Genomic DNA, 18,108 nt, shown 5'->3' with positions numbered 1-18,108 from the left:
GCTGCCTGGCGTGACGAAGCTCTTCCTGTCCCAGGCCCAGCTCGAGGAGTGGGCACTGGCGGACAAAGCAGACCTGCGCGAAGGCCGCCTGGTGGTCGCCGCCGAGGGTGGGAGCGCCTGGCCGCTCACACCCGCCGTCCACGTGGTGCAGTTGGTGTCCGGGGAGGACACGCACCAACTGGTATCCCGGGTGAAGACCGAGGAGCAGCTCGGCCGCCTGGGGGCTGAACAGATGGCCGACTCCATCCTGGTCGGGGACTCCGCCTACGAGGTGGTTCCGGGTTATGTCGCGGAGGTGGGGGCACCCGCCCCCGAGCGCAAGCCCAATTCGGAGACCGACCTGCTGGCGGCCTTCATTCTCAACAAGATGTAAAAAGGGCCGGGGCAGGAGTGAATGCCTCCTCGGCCGGGGTTATGAGCCTGCCGCCATGAGCCATACGCTCGTCTCGCTCGCCTGCCACGCCTACGGCCTGGCCGCGCTCGTCTACCTCGCCTTCCTGGTCCGCCAGTCCCAGGTGCTCGCCGTCACCGGCCGGGTGCTGGTGGGGGCCGGGCTGCTGATGCATTGCGTTGCGCTCATGCAGATGCTGGGCGCGCAGGGGGGCCGGCTGGTGGGCCCCGCGCAGGGCATGTCCACCTTCGCCTTCCTGCTGCTGGCGCTGTTCCTGGCGCTGGACGTGCGCTACCGCAAGCCCGTCATCGGCGCGTTCCTCACGCCGCTGGCGGTGGCGGTGCTGCTCATCGGCATGCTGCTGCACGGCGGGTCCACGCCGCTGCCGGAGGCGGTGCGCCAGCCGCTGTTGCCGGTGCACGTCACCATCGCGCTGCTCGGCCTGACGGCCTTCGGCGTCGCGGCGGGGGTGGGGGTGATGTACCTGCTGATGGAGCGGGAGGTGAAGGCCAAGCACTTCGGGCTGCTCTTCTCCCGGCTGCCGTCCCTGGAGTTCCTGGACACGCTCAACCGGCGGCTCGTGGTGTGGGGCTTCATCGCGCTGTCGCTCACGCTGGCGACCGGCGCCCTGTTCACCACCACCCTGCGGGGGCTCACCTGGGCGCTGGAAGCCAAGCACGTGGCGACGTTCGTCGCCTGGGGCGTCTTCGCCGCGCTCGTCAACGCGCGCATCTTCGCCGGCTGGCGCGGCCGGCGGGTGGCGCTGCTCACCATGGCCGGCTTCTGCCTGGTGCTGGTCTCCTTCCTGTCGTCCTACGACCTGTCCGCCGCTGGCCCGGGGATGCCGTAGCCATGGAATTCATCTGTATTGGCGTGTCACACCGCACCGCGCCCCTGGGGGTCCGGGAGCGGCTGGCATTGCCGGAAGCCCGGCAGACGGAAGTGTTGCAGCGGCTGGCGCAGGCGCCCGTGGAGGCGCTCTGGGTGTCCACGTGCAACCGCGTGGAGGTGTACCTGGCGGCCCCCAGCGCGGACCTGGCGCGGGAGCGCGCGCGGGAGGCGCTGCACTCGCTGGGCGGCGCGGAGGCGCTGGAGCACCTGTACGAGCACCAGGGCGAGGCGGCGCTCGTGCACCTGTTCCGCGTGGCGTCCAGCCTGGACTCCATGGTGCTGGGCGAGGCGCAGATCTTGGGGCAGGTGAAGGACGCCTTCGAGCGCGGCCAGGGCGCGGGCGCGGTGCGCGGGGAACTGACGCGCGCGTGCGCGGCGGCGTTCGGCTGCGCCAAGCGCGTGCGCACGGAGACGGCGGTGGGGCGCGCGGCGACGTCCATGGCGTCCGCGGCCGTGCAGCTCGCGAGCAAGGTGTTCGACGGGCTCAAGGACAAGACCGTCCTGGTGGTCGGCGCGGGAGAGATGGGGGAATTGGCGGCGCGGCACCTGAAGAACGCGGGCGCCGGGAAGCTCCTCGTGACCAACCGCACGCTCGCCCGCGCGGAGGCCCTGGTGGCGGAGGTGGGCGGCGTGGCGAAGCCCTTCGAGGAGCTCTTCACGCTGCTCGCTGGCGCGGACGTGGTGGTGACGAGCACCGCGTCGCCGGTGCCCCTCTTCACGCGCGACAACGTGGGGGCGCTGGGCAAGGCGCGCAAGGGACGGCCGCTGTTCATGGTGGACCTGGCGGTGCCGCGAGACATCGACCCGGCGGTGGGGACGCTGGACTGGGTGCACGCGTACGACGTGGATGACATCCAGAAGTTCGTCGCGGACAACACCGCCGCGCGCGCGGAGGAGGCGCACAAGGCGGGCGGGCTGGTGGCGCAGGAGGTGGCGCGCTTCGCCCGGGAGCGCGCGCTGCGCGACGGCATGCCCGTGCTGGCGCGCCTGCGTCAGCGCGCGGAGGCCATCGCCCGCGCGGAGGTGGAGCGCACGCTGCTGGGCCTGGGCGACGGGCTCACCGACAAGCAGAAGAAGAGCATTGAAGCCATGGGGCGAGCCATCGTGAACAAACTGTTGCATGAGCCCACCGCGCGCCTGCGCGCCGTGGGTCCCCAGGGCGAGGGCAACCGGCTGGCCGGCGCCGCCGCGGAGCTGTTCGGCCTCACGGAGGCGGAGGCCGCCGCCATCACTCCGGAGGACCCCGCCGCGCCCCCGCAGGAGGCGCGCAACACCGTGGTGGCCAACGGGAGCCGGCGATGAAGACGGTGCGCATCGCGACGCGGGAGAGCCCGCTGGCGCTGTGGCAGGCGAACCACGTGGCCTCGCTCCTCACCCGGCACCACCCCGGTTTGGAGGTCACCCTGGTGAAGATGACCACGGAGGGGGACCGCTTCCTGTCCGCGCCGCTGTCCCAGGTGGGCGGCAAGGGCCTGTTCGTGAAGGAGATAGAGCAGGCCCTGCTGGATGGCCGCGCGGACGTGGCGGTGCACAGCCTCAAGGACATGACGTCGGTGTTCCCGGACGGGCTCATCCTGGCGGCGGTGCCGGTGCGCGAGGACCCGCGCGACGCGTTCTGCAGCCCGGGTGGGCACACGCTGGCGATGCTGCCCGCGGGCGCGAGGGTGGGCACGTCGTCGCTCAGGCGAAGCTGCATCCTGCGCGCGCGCCGGCCGGACCTGGAGATCGTCTCCCTGCGCGGCAACGTGCAGACGCGCCTGCAGAAGACGCGCGACCTGGAGCTCTCGGGCGCCATGCTCGCCGCGGCGGGGCTCAAGCGCCTGGGCCTGGACCACCACATCACGCAGGTGGTGCCGGTGGCGGAGAGCCTGCCGGCGGTGGGGCAGGGCGTGCTGGCCATCCAGTGCCGCGAGGCGGACGCGGACGTGCGCGCGCTGCTTTCTCCCCTGGAGGACATCCCCACGCGCAACGCCGTGCGGGCCGAGCGCGCCTTCCTGGCGAAGCTGGAGGGCGGCTGCACCGTGCCGCTGGCCGGCCACGCCACGGTGGAGGACGGCCAGGTGTACCTGCGCGGCCTGGTGGGCCGGCCGGACGGTTCGCTGGTGGTGCGGGGCGAGGTGAAGGGCCCCGTACCGGAAGCGGAGCGGCTGGGCGAGGCGCTCGCGGACGAGCTGCTGTCGCGCGGGGCGGGAGACATCCTGCGCGATTTCGGCCGCCGCGAAGGCGCGCCCCGCGCCTAGAGTGCCGGCCCGTGGACCGGCGACTGGATGGCATCCGAATCTTGGTGACGCGCCCCCGTGAGCGGGCCGAGGAGCTGTGCTTCCTCCTGGAGGACGAGGGCGCGGACGTCCTCAGCCTCCCGCTGCTGGAGCTGCATCCGCCGGAGGACCCGCGCCCGCTCGCGTCCGCCGCGGAGCACGTGCAGCGCTACCACTGGGTGGTGTTCGCCAGCCCCTCCGCCGTGGAGGCCTTCCTGGAGGCCCTGCGGCTCGCGGGGACGCTGGACCGGCTGTCCCGCGTGAAGCTGGCCGCCGTGGGGCCGCGCACCGCGAGGGCCGTGGAGGGCTACGGCCTGAAGGTGGAGGCCGAACCCAACGAGGGCACCGGCGCGGCGCTCTTCACCGCCCTGCGCGACGTGCTGGGGCCGGAGGACGACGTGCTCCTGCCCGCGGCGGAGGAGGGGCGGCGGGAGCTGGAGGACGGCCTGCGCGACCTGGGCGTGCGCGTCACCCGCGTGACGGCCTACCGCAGCGCTCCGGCCGTCGTCGAACCGGAGGCGCTGGCCCAGTTGGCCGCGGCCCCGCCCCAGGTGGTGCTCTTCGCCTCGCCGCGCACCGCGGAGGCCTTCGTGGAGGGGGTGGGCCGCGAGCCGCTGGCCCAGGCGAAGGTGGTGGCCATTGGCCCCACCACGGCGACCGCGCTGACGCAGTTGGGCATCCCCGTGGCCGCCGTCGCGGAGCGCCCCACGCCCGAAGCGCTGGTGGATGCCACCGTTCGCGCCGTTCACGGGTAGAGTGTCCGCCCGGTGACGTCCGGGCGCCCAGGCGGAGCGCCCCGTGCGGACGTGACGTGACGAGGTGCGGGTGATGATGCGTGGGACGCAGCGGAGTGTCTTCCTCCTTGGGCTGCTGGCGCTGGCCACGACGGCCCACGCCCAGGGGGGCTACCAGTTCCTGGAACACTGGGTGCTCAACAACAGCCAGGACCCGTTCCCGTACTACGTGGACGCGCGCACCAACCAGCCCGCGGGCAATGACATCTCGCTGGTGGAAGACGCGGTGAAGAAGGCCTTCCAGGCCTGGCAGGACGTGGACTGCGCGTGGCCCGCCTTCACCTACAAGGGCCGCTCCACCATCGTCCCCATCCCGGACGTGAACGACCGGCTGGACGGCTTCAGCGTCGCCGCCATCTGGGTCACCGACCCGAACAGCACCGAATACAAGGACGTGCTCAACGCCGGCGCCAACGTGGCCGCCGCGGTGCCGCTGAGCCACGGCGGCAACGTCTACCAGTGCGACATCTTCCTGGACGGCGTGAGCCACCGCTTCACCACGTTCTCCCCCACGCCCGCCGGCTACGTGGACATCCAGACGGCGGTGATGCGCGAGGTGGGCCACTGCCTGGGCCTGGGCAGCACGTACGAGTACCCGGACGCGGTGATGTACTTCTCGCTGAACGCGGGCACGCAGCGGCGCACCCTGTCGTCCTACGACCGCGGCGCGTTCTGCCAGCGCTACCCCCAGACGGGCGCGGTGGGCTCGCCGTGTGACACCACCGCGTGCTCCGCGGGCCTCACCTGCGTCACCACCCAGTCCACCACCAGCGGCAACTCGATGAAGATCTGCTCCAAGGCGTGCCCGTCCGGTTCGCCCGGGGCCTGCCCGGACCCCTACCAGTGCCGCGCGTCCACCCTCATCGCCGGCTCGCAGTACGCCTGTCTGCCGGAGGCGATTGGCACGGGCACCAAGGTGGGCAACCCCTGCGCCAGCGCCTCCACGTGCGGCGCGCCGGAGTCGCGCTGCCTCACGGCCGCGGACAAGACCACGGCCTTCCCGGCGTGGACGGACGGCTACTGCACGGAGTCCTGCGTGGCCAACGCGGACTGCCCCACCGGCTCCACCTGCACGTCCGTGGGCTCCGTGGGCAAGCGCTGTCTGAAGAACTGCCGCCCGGGCAAGGGTGACTGCCGCGAGGGCTATACCTGCAACACCCTGCCCGACAACGGCGGCGACGTGTGCGTCGCCGACTGCGCCACCAACAGCGACTGCGGCTCCAACTACGCCTGCCGCTCCTGCGACCACGCCTGCGTGCAGCAGCTCACGGGCACGCGCAGCGTCGGCGACCCGTGCCTCCAGGATTCGGAGTGCGGCTTCAACCAGCAGTGCCTGAAGCTCAACGGCAACCCGCAGGGCGTGTGCGCGGAGCCGTGCTCGGTGGCCACCTGCACGTGCAGCCCCGGCAACACCTGCCGCCCGGCGGGCACCGGCGAGGACCGCTTCTGCTTCCGCGACTGCGGCGCGGGCACCTGCTCCTCGCCGCTCCAGTGCGTGCCGTTCCAGGAGGGGACCGCCTGCATCGCCCCCTGCCGCAGCAACCAGGACTGCCCCAACGGCCTGTACTGCGGCAACGGCGGCCAGTGCTACGACCCGTACGCGCAGACGGACGGCGGCACCTGCACCCTGTGCAGTGACGGTGGCACGCCGCCGCCCCCGCCGGTGGACGGCGGCACGGATGACACGACCAGCGACCCCGGCGGCTGCGGCTGCCAGAGCGCGCCCTCCTCCGCGGCATTCCTCGTGGGGCTCGGGGTGTTGTTCCTGGCCACCCGCAGAAGGAGGAAGGTGTGACCCAGGCGGCTCCCCCCGGAAGCAGCGGCCCCTCGCGCGCGGCCACGGACTTCACCCTGGGCTTCCTCCTGGAGGCCCTGGTCGCCCAGCGCCTGCTGACCCCGCAGCAGGCGCAGGAGGTGCAGGCGCGGGAGCCCGCCGCGCGCGCCCGCGTCCTCAAGGCCCAGGGGGGGACGGGCAAGGACTCGGCCCGCTATGACGTGTCGCCCGTGGAGGTGGTCGCGGCCTTCCAGATTCCGGCGCCGGGGGGGCGGGGCGTGCTGGACGAGGACCGCGTCACGGAGGCCGCCGCGCGCGCCGCGGGGCTGGCCTACCGGAAGCTGGATCCGCTGAAGATGGACATGGCGCTGGCCACCCGCACGGTGTCCCGGCCCTACGCGCAGAAGCACGTGCTGCTGCCCCTGGAGCGCACCGAGCAGGGGCGGCTGCGCGTGGCGGTGGCCAACCCCTTCGACCGCGAGCTCTTCGAGTCCTTCCACCGGCTCACCGGCGAGCCGGTGGAGCCCGTGCTGTCCGCGAAGACGGACATCCTGCGCTCCATCGCGGACATCTACGGCTTCAAGAACACGCTGGCCAAGGCCGCGGACGACTTCGGCGGCGCGAACGCGCAGATCGCCAACTTCGAGCAACTGGTGTCGCTCAGCGGCACGCAGGAGCTGGAGGCGTCCGACCGGCCCGTGGTGCAGGCGGTGGACTACCTCCTGCGCTACGCCTTCGACAATCGCGCGTCGGACATCCACATCGAGCCCAAGCGGGCCACCGCCGTGGTGCGCCTGCGCATCGACGGCGTGCTGCACCCCGTCTACACGCTGCCCGCGCAGGTGCACCCGCCCATCGTGTCGCGCGTGAAGATGCTCTCGCGCATCGACATCTCGGAGAAGCGCCGCCCCCAGGACGGCCGCATCAAGACGGAGCGCGACGGCCGCGAGGTGGAGCTGCGCGTCTCCACGCTGCCCACCGCCTTCGGTGAGAAGGTGGTCATCCGCATCTTCGACCCGGAGACGCTGGTGCAGGACATCGCCCAGTTGGGCTTCGACCCGGACGAGAAGGGCCACTTCGAGTCGTGGATTGACCAGCCCCACGGCCTCATCCTGGTGACGGGCCCCACGGGCAGCGGCAAGACGACGACGCTCTACTCCGCGCTCAAGGCGGTGGCGGGGCCGGACGTCAACGTCACCACGATTGAAGACCCCATCGAGATGGTGTGGGACACCTTCAACCAGGTGCAGGTGCAGCCCAAGGTGGGCCTGGACTTCGCGGGGGCGCTGCGCCACATCCTGCGCCAGGACCCGGACGTCATCATGGTGGGAGAGATTCGCGACGCGGAGACGGCGGAGAACGCCATCCAGGCCGCGCTCACCGGCCACCTGGTGCTCTCCACGCTGCACACCAACGACGCGCTGGGCGCGGTGGCGCGCATGAAGGACCTGGGCGTGCCGGCCTTCCTCCTGGCGCAGAGCCTGCTGGGCGTCATGGCCCAGCGCCTCCTGCGTCGCGTCTGCGTGCACTGCGCGGAGGAGGCGGTGCTCACGCCGGACGAGCTGCTCGCCCTGGAGGTGCCCCTGCCGCTCCTGCCCGGCGGCGTGAAGCTGTCCAGGGGGGCGGGGTGCGTGCGCTGCCGGGGCACCGGCTTCTCCGGCCGCACCGGCGTCTTCGAAATCGTCTCCACCAACCGCGAGGTGCGCGAACTCATCGCCCGCGAGGCGCCCCACGAGCACCTGGTGCAGGCGGCGCGGCGCGGGGGCATGCGCACGCTGCGCGAGGCCGCCGTGCGCAAGCTGGCGCAGGGCCTCACCGCCTTCGACGAGGTGGTGCGGATGACGTCCGCCTTCTAGAAACACGAAGGGCCCGCCGTGATGCACGGCGGGCCCCGCGAAGCTGCCCGGAGCGGGCAGGGCGGCTTCTAGAAGCGCGCCTGCAGCAGCGTGTTGAAGCCCAGCGCGTGCGGCTTCTCGAAGTTCGGCTGCGCGATGCCCGTCACGTCGTCCTCGAACGTGGTCCGGTTGGTGTCGTACGTGTAGTAGACCTCACCCACGGCCGCGACCGTCTCCGACAGGTCCCACCGGAAGGTGGCCTTGGCGGACCAGATGAGCTCCGCCTCGCAGGCGCTGGTGCCGCCGCAGGTGCTGGGCAGGATGCTCAACTGGTTGGCGTCACGCACCACCACCGTGCGCGTGCCCGTGAGGGCGGGGGGCGGGTTGCTGCCGCCCACGAGCGGAACCGGGCTGCGGAAGGACGCCGGCTGCTGCGCGCCGATGATGAAGCCCGGCGTCAGGTGCAGGTCCGCGATGTTGTAGTCCACGCCCACCGCGCCGAAGACCTCGGGCTTCAGCACCGTGCCCGTGGGGAAGTCCTGGAACGGGGGGAAGCCCGGCACGTCGAACTGGATGAAGGACAGGCTGCGCACCAGCGCCAGCGCGTTGAAGCGGAAGCGGTTCAGCTTCGCGCGGCCCTGGAAGGCGAGCGCCACGGCGCCCTGGGGCTTGGTGGCGCCGAACTTGTCCGGGTCCTGCAGCGTCTGCGTGAGGTAGCTGCCCTCCAGCGACAGGGAGTAGGACAGGCCGCCCGGGTACGTCTCCGGCGCGAAGAAGCGCTGGTAGATTTCCGGGTCGTTCTTGTAGAGCCGGAAGTCCACGCTCGTGCCCACCGGCACGCCCACGTGGTAGACGACCTGCGCGGACACGCCGGCCGAGTTGACGCCCGCCTCGATGGACTGGTTCGCCAGGCCCGGGACGATGCCCTTCTGGAAGTAGCCGCCGCCGGCCTCCACGCGCAGCGTTTCCAGGATGTCCCAGCCCGCGCCCGCCATCACGCCGTAGAGCGTCTCCTGCTCCAGGATGAGGTCGTTGAGCACCAGCGCCGTCTTGCCGCCCACGTACGCGTACCAGCGGTCGCGCGTCACCTGGAACTTGGCGCCCGGCACACCCGACGCGGTGGCGCGGTTGGTGAAGATGGAACTGCCGCCCCAGGAGATGCGGTACGCATAGCCCAGACGGAAGCGGTCCGCGGACACCGGGAAGCCGGTGAGCGACAGGCCTTCCTTCTCACCCCAGCCCGGCGGCTGGTAGTTCAGGCGCACGTAGCTGGAGTTGTCGAAGATGTCGACACCGCCGGACGGGCGCTCCAGCACCAGCAGCGTGAGGGCCGCCTCCGTGGTGAGGCCCTCGAAGAACGCCGGCATGCGCTTGTAGAGCACGACGTTCGACAGCGACTCGAAGCCGGAGAACCGGGTGTTGAAGTTGTCGTAGAACTGCGTGTTCTGGTTGCCCGCGCCAAAGCGCGCGTTGGGGCTGTTGGGAGTCGTCTCTCCCGCGCCCGCCAGCACGTTGTCGTCCGCGAAGACGAACGACAAACGGGTGTCCACGAAGTCCCCGGCCCAAGCGGGCGCGGAAAGGGTTGTCAGGCCCGCCAGGGCCAGCGTCTGCAACGTTTTCAATGTCCCTCCAGGAAGCGGTCCGGGGGAGACCGCTCCTCCCTGCGCCCCGGCTTTCGGCCGGGGCGCGCAATGCGACTCGTCAAAGGTGAATGGCGACTACGGGCACGGCTTGATGGGCTTCGGGCACTCCATCCCGGGCCCGGGGTAGCAGCACAGGTCGTCCTGGTCTCTCGGCAGGACGTTCCAGCGCGGACGCGCCGGACCCACGTGCTTCAGGTGACCCACGACGTCGAAGGTGGCCGCCCGCAGTTGCTTGCACTGGAGCGCCTTCGCCGCGTCGGCGTCGTTCTCGTTGCAGTCCGGGTTCAGGTCCGGCACCGCGTCCTTGATCTGCAGGCTGATGCGCGAGCGCGTGTCCGGCGCGACCTTGCAGGCGGCGTTGGCCGTGGCGGCGGCGTCGCGCACCAGCGCGACCGTCACCTCGGAGCCCTTCAGGGTGTACTCGTAGCGGGTGTCCGCCGGGATGAGCGTGTCCGTCTGGTCCGCCGTCACGTTCACCGCGCCGAAGCGCGCGCGCACCGGCTGGGTGCAGATGATGTTCATCCGGTAGCCCGCGGGCAGCGCCTTGTCCGGCCGCACGGACGTGGTGCCCACGTTGACGTTCATGATGCGGCCGGGGACGGACTCGTCCATGCCCAGGGACGCCGGGCCGGTGGCGTTCATCTCCACCACGAACTGACCGAAGTTCGTGTACGTCGTCTTCTCCGCGCAGATGGTGCCGGCGTACTCGCCAATGCCCAGCGTGCAGTCGATGACGCACTTGCGCTCCGGCAGGTCCGGATCATCCGGCGGCTCCTCGAAGCAGTTCTGCCAGGTGCGCGACGCGCTGCTGCCCACCGGGCAGAACATGGGCATGTCGTTGTTGCCGTTGGCGTCGCAGTTGCGGAAGACCTTGGGGAACTTCACCCGGCGCAGCTTCACCAGGGAGGACTCCAGGCTCTCCATCTTGTAGTTCTTGTAGCTGTAGCCGCACAGGATGTCGTCCAGGTACGGCGAGTTGCTGTAGCCGCACAGCCGGCCGTTGACCTCCACGGGCGGCACCTGGTCCAGGTACTTGTTCCACTGGTCCTGCGGCAGGAGGCGCACGTTCTCCCGCAGCGTCCACGCGGGGAAGCTCATCTGCGTGGTGTTGGTGAACTCCGCCACCGTGCCGGACAGCGTCCAGAGCAGGTCGCCGGAGTCCAGCCCCTCCGGGAAGGAGTAGTTGTAGATGTAGATGCTGTTGAAGCGGCCGGGGTTGTAGCCGTCCGGCTCCGCCGTCTGGACGTTGGCGCCCGCGACGCTCTTCTCCAGCACGCGGCAGGCCGTCATGTCCGTGACGTAGAAGCCGCTGGAGTCCGTGCCCGTCACCAGCAGCATCATCTGCTTGCCGTTGTTCGGGTCGGACGGGTCGCAGTTCTGCGTCAGCGGCTCGCCGGACTCCGGGTTGCGGCCCACGCGCATGAACTGCTTGGTGAAGACGCTCGTCTCCGAGCCGCCCTCCGGCAGGTTGATGGTGGCGAGCGACGGCTCCTCGAAGCGGATGCCCGGGGACAGGCCGGTCGCGAGGGTGCGCGTGGCCGGCTCCTGGGGCAGTTGGGACAGGTCGCCCACGACGCCGCCGTCCGCGTAGAGCAGCTCCAGGTCCTGGTCCTGCACCCAGACGTGCGTCTCGCCGTACAGGTGGGCCACGCGCACGCTGCCGGTGCCCTTGCCGTTGGTGAGCTGCGCCCAGCGGTGGCGGTACTCACCGGTCAGGTCGCCCGGGATGATCCGGAAGGACACCGGCCCGTTGAAGGACGTCATCTCCCCGCCCAGGCCGTCCAGCGCGGTGATGGACAGGCCGATGTCCACGTCCCCGCGGGGCAGGGTGTAGGGGCAGTCCGCCGTGCCGCGCATCTCCGGCGGCACCGCCGCCTGGTCGTTGCCGTACTTCGCCGCGCAGGCGTTCACCACCGGCAGCAGCGTCCCGGGCGAGCCCGCGGTGGTGATGCTGGTCACCTCCACGCGGAAGGAGGTGAGCCCGGTGGGCGCCTCGGACTCCTTCGTGTAGCAGCCGGCCGCCAGGGCCAGCGTGGACAGCAGGAAGAGCCGCTTCATCACTTCACCCTCCGCCCGATGCGGCCATCCTCGATGGCGCTCGCGATGGGCATGGCTGTGGGCTTCTCACAGAACGAACGCAGTTGGCTGGTCACGTTGCCGCAGGTGGGGTTGCCGCCCACCAGCAGGTCCCGGCAGGTGCAGCGGCCGGTGTAGGGGCCCTGGGGCAGCGCGCACTGCTCCACGGCGGCCTGCTTCGTCATGTCCGGCAGGCCGCAGCGGGCCATGGCCGCCGGCTGCTCCTTCGGGTCGTCCGTCACCTTGAGCAGGTCCCGGCACGAGCAACTGCCCACGGTCCTGTCGAGCCCCTGCTCGAAGTCCTTGGACACCTTGCAGGAGTTCAGCGTCTTCTCGTCCACCGTCCACTTGCCGCCGACCAGCGACCCGCAGCGCGTGCCGTTGCTGGACGTCTCGCGGCCGTTGAGCAGGTCGTCGCAGTTGCAGAAGCCCTGCATGTAGCCGATGAGCGAGTCGCGCAGGCTGATGCCCGTCTCGATGCGCGTGGTGTTGCGCTTGAGCACCGTGAAGCCGGAGCCGCCCTTGGCGATGTAGTCGTTCACCGCGACCTTGTAGGTGCCGTTGGTGTCCAGCGGCTTGCCGTTGATCTCGATGTCGATGCCCGTGTGCGCCCAGCAGCGCGAACCGGCGGTGTCCTCCAGGCAGGTCCAGGGCGCGTGGCCCTCGCGGTTCTCCTGGGGGCAGTCCGTGGCCACCGTGGCCGGCGTGCACGCGATGCGCAGGTCGTTGAGCTGCACCTGGGCGCAGTCCATGGTGAAGCGGGCGCCGGAGATCTGCGCCTGGCTCACGCACCCGCGCTCCGCGGAGCGCTCGGTGACGAAGTCGAACATCTCCTGCATCTCCACGCCGGACAGGTACATGATGTTGATGGTGTTCTCGAAGGGGAACACGTTGAACATCGCCTCCTGCGTCACCACGCCCGCGTAGAGGTTGTCGCGGATGCCCAGGGAGTTGGTGAGCGCCATCTCCGCCTCCACGCGGTTGCGCTTGCGCATGGAGTCCGCGGCGATGTTGCCCAGCGGGCTGTCACCGCCGTTGGAGTTGTTGCGGCGCTGCACGTCCAGCGGCGCGTAGGAGAAGATGGAGGTGAGCTGCAGCTTCACGTCCATGCCCAGCAGGTACGGGATGAGCAGGTCCGTCGTCTGCGCGTCCTCCTGCTTGCCGCACTCCACCATGGCCTCGCGCACGCCCGGCGCGTTGATGAACTCGCCCGGGTCCCAGAAGATGTTGTCGTCGAAGCGGTACTTGCGCATCGCCTCGTTGCACCAGAGGCCGTCCACCGGGAACGCGTGGTAGTCCTGGCTGACGACCTCGGCGCCGTTCTCCTCGCCCCGCTGGTTCGGCATCTTCACGACCAGCTCCAGGCGGCCCACGTACTTGGCGAACGCGCCCGAGTGCGACAGCACGACCTTGCGGCCGGCGGGGTCCGTCACCAACTGCGGCGGGTTGAGCACCACGTGCAGGTGGCCGCCCAGGACCACGTCCATGCCGCTGACGCCCGCGATGTGCACGCGCACCACCGACTTGTCGTTGCCTTCCGGCCCGAACCACTCCAGCACCTTCCACGCGTCGTGCGCGCGGTTGATGAAGGGCTTGGCGCGGCCGTACTCATAGTAGGCCTCGTAGCCCTGGATGAGATCCTGGTCCTCGGTGAGGCCCAGGTGGCTGACGATGACAATCAGGTCCGTCACCGGACGCAGCAGCTCCACGTAGGAGCGCGCGGCCTCGTTCTGCTCCAGCGGCGTCACCTGCAGGCTGTTGCCGCCCTCCACGATGGAGTTGAGCGACGAGATGTTCGCCATGCCGATGATGCCCACCCGCAGGCCCTTCACCGTCCGGATGGTGTAGGGGTTGGTCACCATGGAGGCGCCGTTGGTGCCGGTCGTCTTCGGGTCGTCCCAGTAGTAGTTGGCGGCCAGCAGCGGGAAGTTGGCGAAGTTGCGCGCCTTCTGGACGAAGTTGAGCGCGCCCGCGTCGAACTCGTGGTTGCCCACCACCGCGGCGTCCAGACGGGACTCGGAGAGGAAGCGGAACTCCGCCTCGCCCGTGTTCACGTTGAAGATGGGCGCGCCCTGGAAGCAGTCACCGGAGTCCAGGTGCAGGACGCGGTCGCCCTTGGCGCGCTCGCGCTTGAGGATGGACGCGATGCGCGTGGCACCGCCGAACGGACCGGCCTCCGGGATGAGTTCCAGGTCCTGGTCTGTCTTCAGCGGCGTGAAGTCGTACGGGACGAGCCGCGAGTGGATGTCAGAGGTATGGAGGAGGGTAAGCCGCACCTCCTGACCTTCAAGGTGGTAATCCTGGCCTTCCAGCACAGGCATGCACGAGGCGAGGGCCAGGGCGCAGGCGCAGAAGAGGCCGAGCAGTGCGCGACACATTCGTGGCGGATCCGTGATTCGTAGGGAGTGACGACTTGAGGACGGCGCAACCTACGGGATCAAGGGTGCACGGGCAAGCAACGCCACCGTGGCACCTCCACCTACCAGGACACCAGGAGAGCAGGCAGACATGCGTCCCAGCAGTTCCAATGTGACTGACATCGAGATCATCGAGGATTTCTCCGCCACGGCGCGTTGTGACGAAGGTTTCCTCCGGGTGCGCCGGCTGCGCTGCCGCAACCGGCGCGCGGATGGCTCGTCGTCTCCGGTGTACCGGGTGGACGTGGTGGACCGGCCCCGGTTGGACGCGGTGTCGGTGCTCATCTACCGCCGCGCCCCGGATGGAAACGTGGAAGTCCTGACGCGCATGAATTTGCGGCCCGCGGCCTACTTCCGCCGCGAGCAGACCGCGTCCATGACCGTGCCTGACACGGTGAGCCATCTGCGCGTGGAGGAGATCGTCGCGGGCCTGCTGGAGCCCGCGGACAAGGGCGAGGAGGGGCTTCGCCGCCGCGCGGCGGAGGAGGTGAAGGAGGAGGCGGGCTACACGGTGCGGCCGGAGGACATCCAGCTCCTGGGCGGCGCGTTCTTCCTCGCGCCGGGCATCCTGTCGGAGAAGGTCTTCCCGGCCGCGGTGGACGTCACCGGCGTGGCGCAGGGCGAGGTGGAGGGAGACGGCTCTCCCCTGGAGGAGGGCATCCACCTGCAGTGGCGGCCGCTCCTGGCGGTGCTGGACGCGTGCCGCCGGGGTGACATCGCGGACGCGAAGACGGAGGTCTCCCTCACGCGGCTGCTCGCCCGGCTTTCCTGAAAGCCGCTTGCTGTTTCCGGGCCGAGGACGGACGGGGTAGGGTGCCGCCCCGTTCCGCTTCCTTTAGCAGGCGAGGTTCGTCGCATGTCGTCGCTGCCCCCGTGGCTGGCCCAGCTCCTCCCCATCGTCATCCTGCTCGGGGCCATTGGCCTGGTGCTCTCCCGGCTGCCGAAGGTGGAGCTGGGGCACACCGATGCGTTCCGCCGCCGCCGCTTCTTCAACTGGTTCCCGCTGGGCCTGACGTACGCGTTCCTCTACATGGGGCGCTACAACGTCAACGTGGCGACCAGCGCCATGGGCGCGCAGACGTCCAACGCGGACTTCGCCACCATCTTCTTCTGGGGGACGCTGACGTACGGCGTGGCCTTCCTGCTCAACGGCCCGCTGACGGACAAGCTGGGCGGCCGCTTCACCATCCTCCTGTCCGCGGGCGGCAGCGCGGCGGCGAACATCGCCATGGGCGGCCTGGTGTACGCGGTGCTGAAGAACGGCTGGGCCCCGCCGGGCGGCGTGGTCGCGTGGCTCGCGTTCCTCTACAGCGTGAACATGTACTTCCAGAGCTTCGGCGCGGTCTCCATCGTCAAGGTGAACGCGTCGTGGTTCCACGTGCGCGAGCGCGGCCAGTTGGGCGGCGTGTTCGGCATCCTCATCTCGCTGGGCCTGTACTTCGCGTTCGACTGGTGCCGCTTCATCGCGGACGCGGCGCCGGTGTGGTGGGTGTTCTTCGTGCCCGCGGCGCTGCTCCTGGCCTTCCTGGTGCTGGACTTCTTCGTCATCCGCGACACGCCGTCCCAGACGGGCCACCCGGACTTCGACACGGCGGACGCGTCCAGCGGTGAGACGGGCCCCGCGCTCAGCGTGCCGCAGTTGTTCGGCAAGCTCCTGAGCAACCGCGTCATCCTCATCATCCTGGGCGTGGAGTTCTGCAGCGGCTTCCTGCGCAACGCGGTGATGCAGTGGTTCCCCAAGTACGCCAAGGCGGTGGGGGAGTCCGGCGGCTTCGTGGCCTCCAACTGGGGCATGCTGTCGTGCGTCGCCGGCATCCTGGGCGGCATGTTCGCGGGCGTCATCAGCGACCGCCTCTTCGACTCGCGCCGGGGCCCCGTGTCCGCGGTGCTCTACGCGGGCCTGCTGCTGGGCGCGGTCGGCGCGGTGTTCCTGCTGGGCACGGTGGGCGCCGGCTGGTCCGTGGTGTTCATGTCCCTGTGCGTCATCGGCGTGCACGGCATGCTGTCCGGCACGGCCACCATGGACTTCGGCGGCAAGAAGAACGCGGGCATCGTGGTGGGCATCATCGACGGCGCGGTGTACGCGGGCACGGCCATCCACGCGCTCGTGTACGGGCGGATCCTCCCCACCGGCGACGCCATGAAGGACCCCGCCAACTGGAAGCCGTGGCCCCTGGCCATGCTGCCGCTGGCCGTGGTGGGCCTGGTGCTGGCGTCGCGCGTGTGGAACGCGAAGCCCCAGCCCAGGGCGGCGCCCCTGCCGGTGGGCGACGTCGTCCCGGGCGCCCTGCCGGGCGCGTCCTCTTCCCGTACGGGCACCAACGGTTGAAGCTCCACGGGAGCGCGTCCGGGTGTGTCGCCCCGGACGCTTGCCCATCCTTCGGTGAGGGTGGCTCCCGTGTGACAGGCCTGTGACATAGACTGGCGTCCGTGTCCCAGGCCCCTGAAGCACTCCACAGCCGGTTCGACGTCCACGACCGCAAGCAGTTCGAGATCAAGCTCGAGTACCAGCCCACGGGCGCGGACGAGACGCGCTACCTGGTGGAGGCCTACCTCTTCCTGCCGTCGAGCCTGAACATCGACGCGGAGACGTACCCGCGCGCGGACTTCTACGCGGACATCCACAACTACGTGCGCTTCAAGACGCCGGTGATGGGGCTGGGAGAGCTCCTGTCGTCGGAGGGCTCGCCGCTGGTGAAGCTGGAGGCGTGGCAGCGCACGGGCGTGGCGCCGGAGGCGGACGTCGTCTACCAGGCGAAGCTCTTCTCGTGCGTGCTGCGGGGCGCGCTGCGCCGGTTCGCCACCACGGTGGAGACGCGCTGTGACGCGAAGGTCGGCGAGGCGGGGAGGGTGGACCTGGAGGCGGTGGTGCGGCAGGCGGGGGACTCCGTGCCCGTGGTGCTGGAGCGCTTCCGGGCGTGGCTGCGCGCCACCGGCGAGGCGAAGCTCCAGGAGAAGACGCGCGCGTCGCTGCGGCTGGTGGACGAGTACGTCAGCCTGCTGGTGGAGCAGTTCTTCCGCCGCGCGGTGGCGGACATGGACGCGCTGCCGCGCACGGGGCCGTGGCTGCCCCTGCGCAAGGGGCTGATGGAGGCGGTGCTGCGCGAGGAGTCCTACCGCAAGGAGCACCGGCTGCGCTCCGTGTTGAGCCCCACCGGGGACAACGAGGAGTACATGCAGCGGCTGGGCTTCCTGAAGAAGTTCTGCATGAACGTGCTCTTCCTGTCCTCGCGCAGGCGCCAGCGGCGGCAGGGCTGGGAGGAGGTGCTGTTCGCCATCGCGGCGGGCGTGGCCATGGCCTTCGCCACGTCGGTGGCGCTCTGGGCGCAGGTGCGCTTCACGCAGGTGAGCCTCAACTTCTTCCTGGTGGCCGTGGTCGGCTACATGATGAAGGACCGCATCAAGGAAGGGCTGCGGCGCATGTTCAGCCGCGTGGCCGCCACGCACCTCTACGACCGCACCACGGACCTGGTGGACCCCGTCACGGCGCGCGCCATCGGCACGTGCGAGGAGCGCGTGGACTACGGCGCGGCGGTGAAGGTGCCGCAGGCGGTGTCGTCGCTGCGGCTGCAGGACGACTTCCTCACCGTGTCCCAGGGCGAGCTGTCCGAGGCCGTCATCCGCTACCAGAAGCGCATCGTGCTGGACGCGCGCCTGCTGCCCCGCTCCGAGCGCGGCCTCACGGGCGTCACGGACATCCTCCGGCTGAACGTGGGGCGCTTCCTGCGCGACATGGACGAGCCGGAGTTCGCGCTGGAGTACGTGGACCTGGGGGACTTCTCCGTGGGCCACATCCGCGGCGCGAAGCGCTACCCGGTGGACCTGGTCTTCCGCTTCACGGTGATGGAAGACGGCGTGCGTCATGAATCCGCGCAACTGGTCCGCCTGGTGTTGGACCGCAACGGCATCCAGCGCATGCAGAACTTCGCCCGCGCCCCCGGAGTCCTGGCGGAGGGCACGGAGCCCGCGGGGTCGGTGCCCATCCAACCGGCCGCGTGGCGCCAGGGCGCGTGATTTGATGGGCCGCCC

13 protein-coding genes are annotated in these 18,108 nt (G+C 70.3%); 10 read left to right on the top strand and 3 right to left on the bottom strand.

Annotation, left to right across the window (positions count from 1 at the left end):
- The first annotated feature begins 10 nt into the window (after positions 1 to 10).
- The 7 genes from K8556_RS33110 to K8556_RS33080 all read left to right on the top strand — a co-directional run bounded on the left by K8556_RS33110 (position 11) and on the right by K8556_RS33080 (position 7,964).
- A complete protein-coding gene (locus K8556_RS33110; RefSeq protein WP_223744104.1) occupies positions 11 to 373 on the top strand; it encodes a hypothetical protein in 363 nt (120 codons plus the stop codon).
- A gap of 55 nt (positions 374 to 428) precedes the next feature.
- On the top strand, positions 429 to 1,241 hold the full coding sequence (locus tag K8556_RS33105) for an inner membrane protein YpjD (protein WP_223744103.1): 813 nt from the start codon (positions 429 to 431) through the stop codon (positions 1,239 to 1,241).
- Positions 1,242 to 1,243: 2 nt separating this feature from the next.
- Entirely contained in the window at positions 1,244 to 2,584 is a 1,341-nt protein-coding gene (gene hemA, locus K8556_RS33100; RefSeq protein WP_223744102.1) for a glutamyl-tRNA reductase, read from the top strand.
- Positions 2,581 to 3,522: a hydroxymethylbilane synthase gene (hemC, locus tag K8556_RS33095; RefSeq protein ID WP_223744101.1), complete on the top strand. Its 942-nt coding sequence runs from the start codon at positions 2,581 to 2,583 to the stop codon at positions 3,520 to 3,522. Before hemA ends, hemC begins: the two co-directional genes overlap by 4 nt.
- Before the next feature lie 11 nt (positions 3,523 to 3,533).
- The gene (locus K8556_RS33090) at positions 3,534 to 4,295 is read left to right on the top strand and encodes a uroporphyrinogen-III synthase (RefSeq protein ID WP_223744100.1); all 762 of its coding nucleotides are present in this window, start codon (positions 3,534 to 3,536) and stop codon (positions 4,293 to 4,295) included.
- Between the two features lie 73 nt (positions 4,296 to 4,368).
- Positions 4,369 to 6,129: an MYXO-CTERM sorting domain-containing protein gene (locus K8556_RS33085; RefSeq protein WP_223744099.1), complete on the top strand. Its 1,761-nt coding sequence runs from the start codon at positions 4,369 to 4,371 to the stop codon at positions 6,127 to 6,129.
- Positions 6,126 to 7,964 carry a GspE/PulE family protein gene (locus tag K8556_RS33080; protein ID WP_223744098.1) on the top strand — a complete coding sequence of 613 codons (1,839 nt, stop codon included), beginning with the start codon at positions 6,126 to 6,128 and terminating at the stop codon, positions 7,962 to 7,964. Before K8556_RS33085 ends, K8556_RS33080 begins: the two co-directional genes overlap by 4 nt.
- Positions 7,965 to 8,032: 68 nt before the next feature.
- On the opposite strand, the gene K8556_RS33075 is transcribed toward K8556_RS33080, so the two are convergent.
- The 3 genes from K8556_RS33075 to K8556_RS33065 form a co-directional block, all read right to left on the bottom strand.
- Positions 8,033 to 9,565 (bottom strand): hypothetical protein, encoded by a 1,533-nt coding sequence (locus tag K8556_RS33075; protein ID WP_223744097.1) that lies wholly within the window; start codon positions 9,563 to 9,565, stop codon positions 8,033 to 8,035.
- 96 nt (positions 9,566 to 9,661) lie between these two features.
- The gene (locus K8556_RS33070; RefSeq protein ID WP_223744096.1) at positions 9,662 to 11,644 is read right to left on the bottom strand and encodes a hypothetical protein; all 1,983 of its coding nucleotides are present in this window, start codon (positions 11,642 to 11,644) and stop codon (positions 9,662 to 9,664) included.
- Positions 11,644 to 14,040, bottom strand: coding sequence for a bifunctional UDP-sugar hydrolase/5'-nucleotidase (locus K8556_RS33065; protein WP_370640005.1), 2,397 nt, complete (start codon positions 14,038 to 14,040; stop codon positions 11,644 to 11,646). The genes K8556_RS33070 and K8556_RS33065 overlap by 1 nt, the downstream gene beginning before the upstream one ends.
- Before the next feature lie 130 nt (positions 14,041 to 14,170).
- Between K8556_RS33065 and K8556_RS33060 the strand changes: the two genes are divergently transcribed.
- From K8556_RS33060 to K8556_RS33050, 3 genes are all read left to right on the top strand, one after another.
- A complete protein-coding gene (locus K8556_RS33060; RefSeq protein WP_120617963.1) occupies positions 14,171 to 14,851 on the top strand; it encodes an NUDIX hydrolase in 681 nt (226 codons plus the stop codon).
- Positions 14,852 to 14,935: 84 nt separating this feature from the next.
- Positions 14,936 to 16,408 carry an MFS transporter gene (locus K8556_RS33055; RefSeq protein WP_223744094.1) on the top strand — a complete coding sequence of 491 codons (1,473 nt, stop codon included), beginning with the start codon at positions 14,936 to 14,938 and terminating at the stop codon, positions 16,406 to 16,408.
- 101 nt (positions 16,409 to 16,509) lie between these two features.
- Positions 16,510 to 18,093, top strand: coding sequence for a hypothetical protein (locus K8556_RS33050; RefSeq protein WP_223744093.1), 1,584 nt, complete (start codon positions 16,510 to 16,512; stop codon positions 18,091 to 18,093).
- Positions 18,094 to 18,108 lie beyond the last annotated feature (15 nt).

The organism is Corallococcus sp. AS-1-12 (assembly GCF_020036995.1).
Taxonomy (GTDB): Bacteria; Myxococcota; Myxococcia; order Myxococcales; family Myxococcaceae; genus Corallococcus.
This window is presented reverse-complemented; position numbering and strand designations above follow the sequence as displayed.

What these genes read in the sequence shown, in the direction of transcription:
- K8556_RS33105 (WP_223744103.1), top strand. Translation starts at nt 429, where the DNA reads ATGAGCCATACGCTCGTCTCGCTCGCCTGCCACGCCTACGGCCTGGCC.
- hemA (WP_223744102.1), top strand. Translation starts at nt 1,244, where the DNA reads ATGGAATTCATCTGTATTGGCGTGTCACACCGCACCGCGCCCCTGGGG.
- hemC (WP_223744101.1), top strand. Translation starts at nt 2,581, where the DNA reads ATGAAGACGGTGCGCATCGCGACGCGGGAGAGCCCGCTGGCGCTGTGG.
- K8556_RS33085 (WP_223744099.1), top strand. Translation starts at nt 4,369, where the DNA reads ATGATGCGTGGGACGCAGCGGAGTGTCTTCCTCCTTGGGCTGCTGGCG.
- K8556_RS33070 (WP_223744096.1), bottom strand. Translation starts at nt 11,644, where the DNA reads ATGAAGCGGCTCTTCCTGCTGTCCACGCTGGCCCTGGCGGCCGGCTGC.
- K8556_RS33065 (WP_370640005.1), bottom strand. Translation starts at nt 14,040, where the DNA reads ATGTGTCGCGCACTGCTCGGCCTCTTCTGCGCCTGCGCCCTGGCCCTC.
- K8556_RS33060 (WP_120617963.1), top strand. Translation starts at nt 14,171, where the DNA reads ATGCGTCCCAGCAGTTCCAATGTGACTGACATCGAGATCATCGAGGAT.
- K8556_RS33055 (WP_223744094.1), top strand. Translation starts at nt 14,936, where the DNA reads ATGTCGTCGCTGCCCCCGTGGCTGGCCCAGCTCCTCCCCATCGTCATC.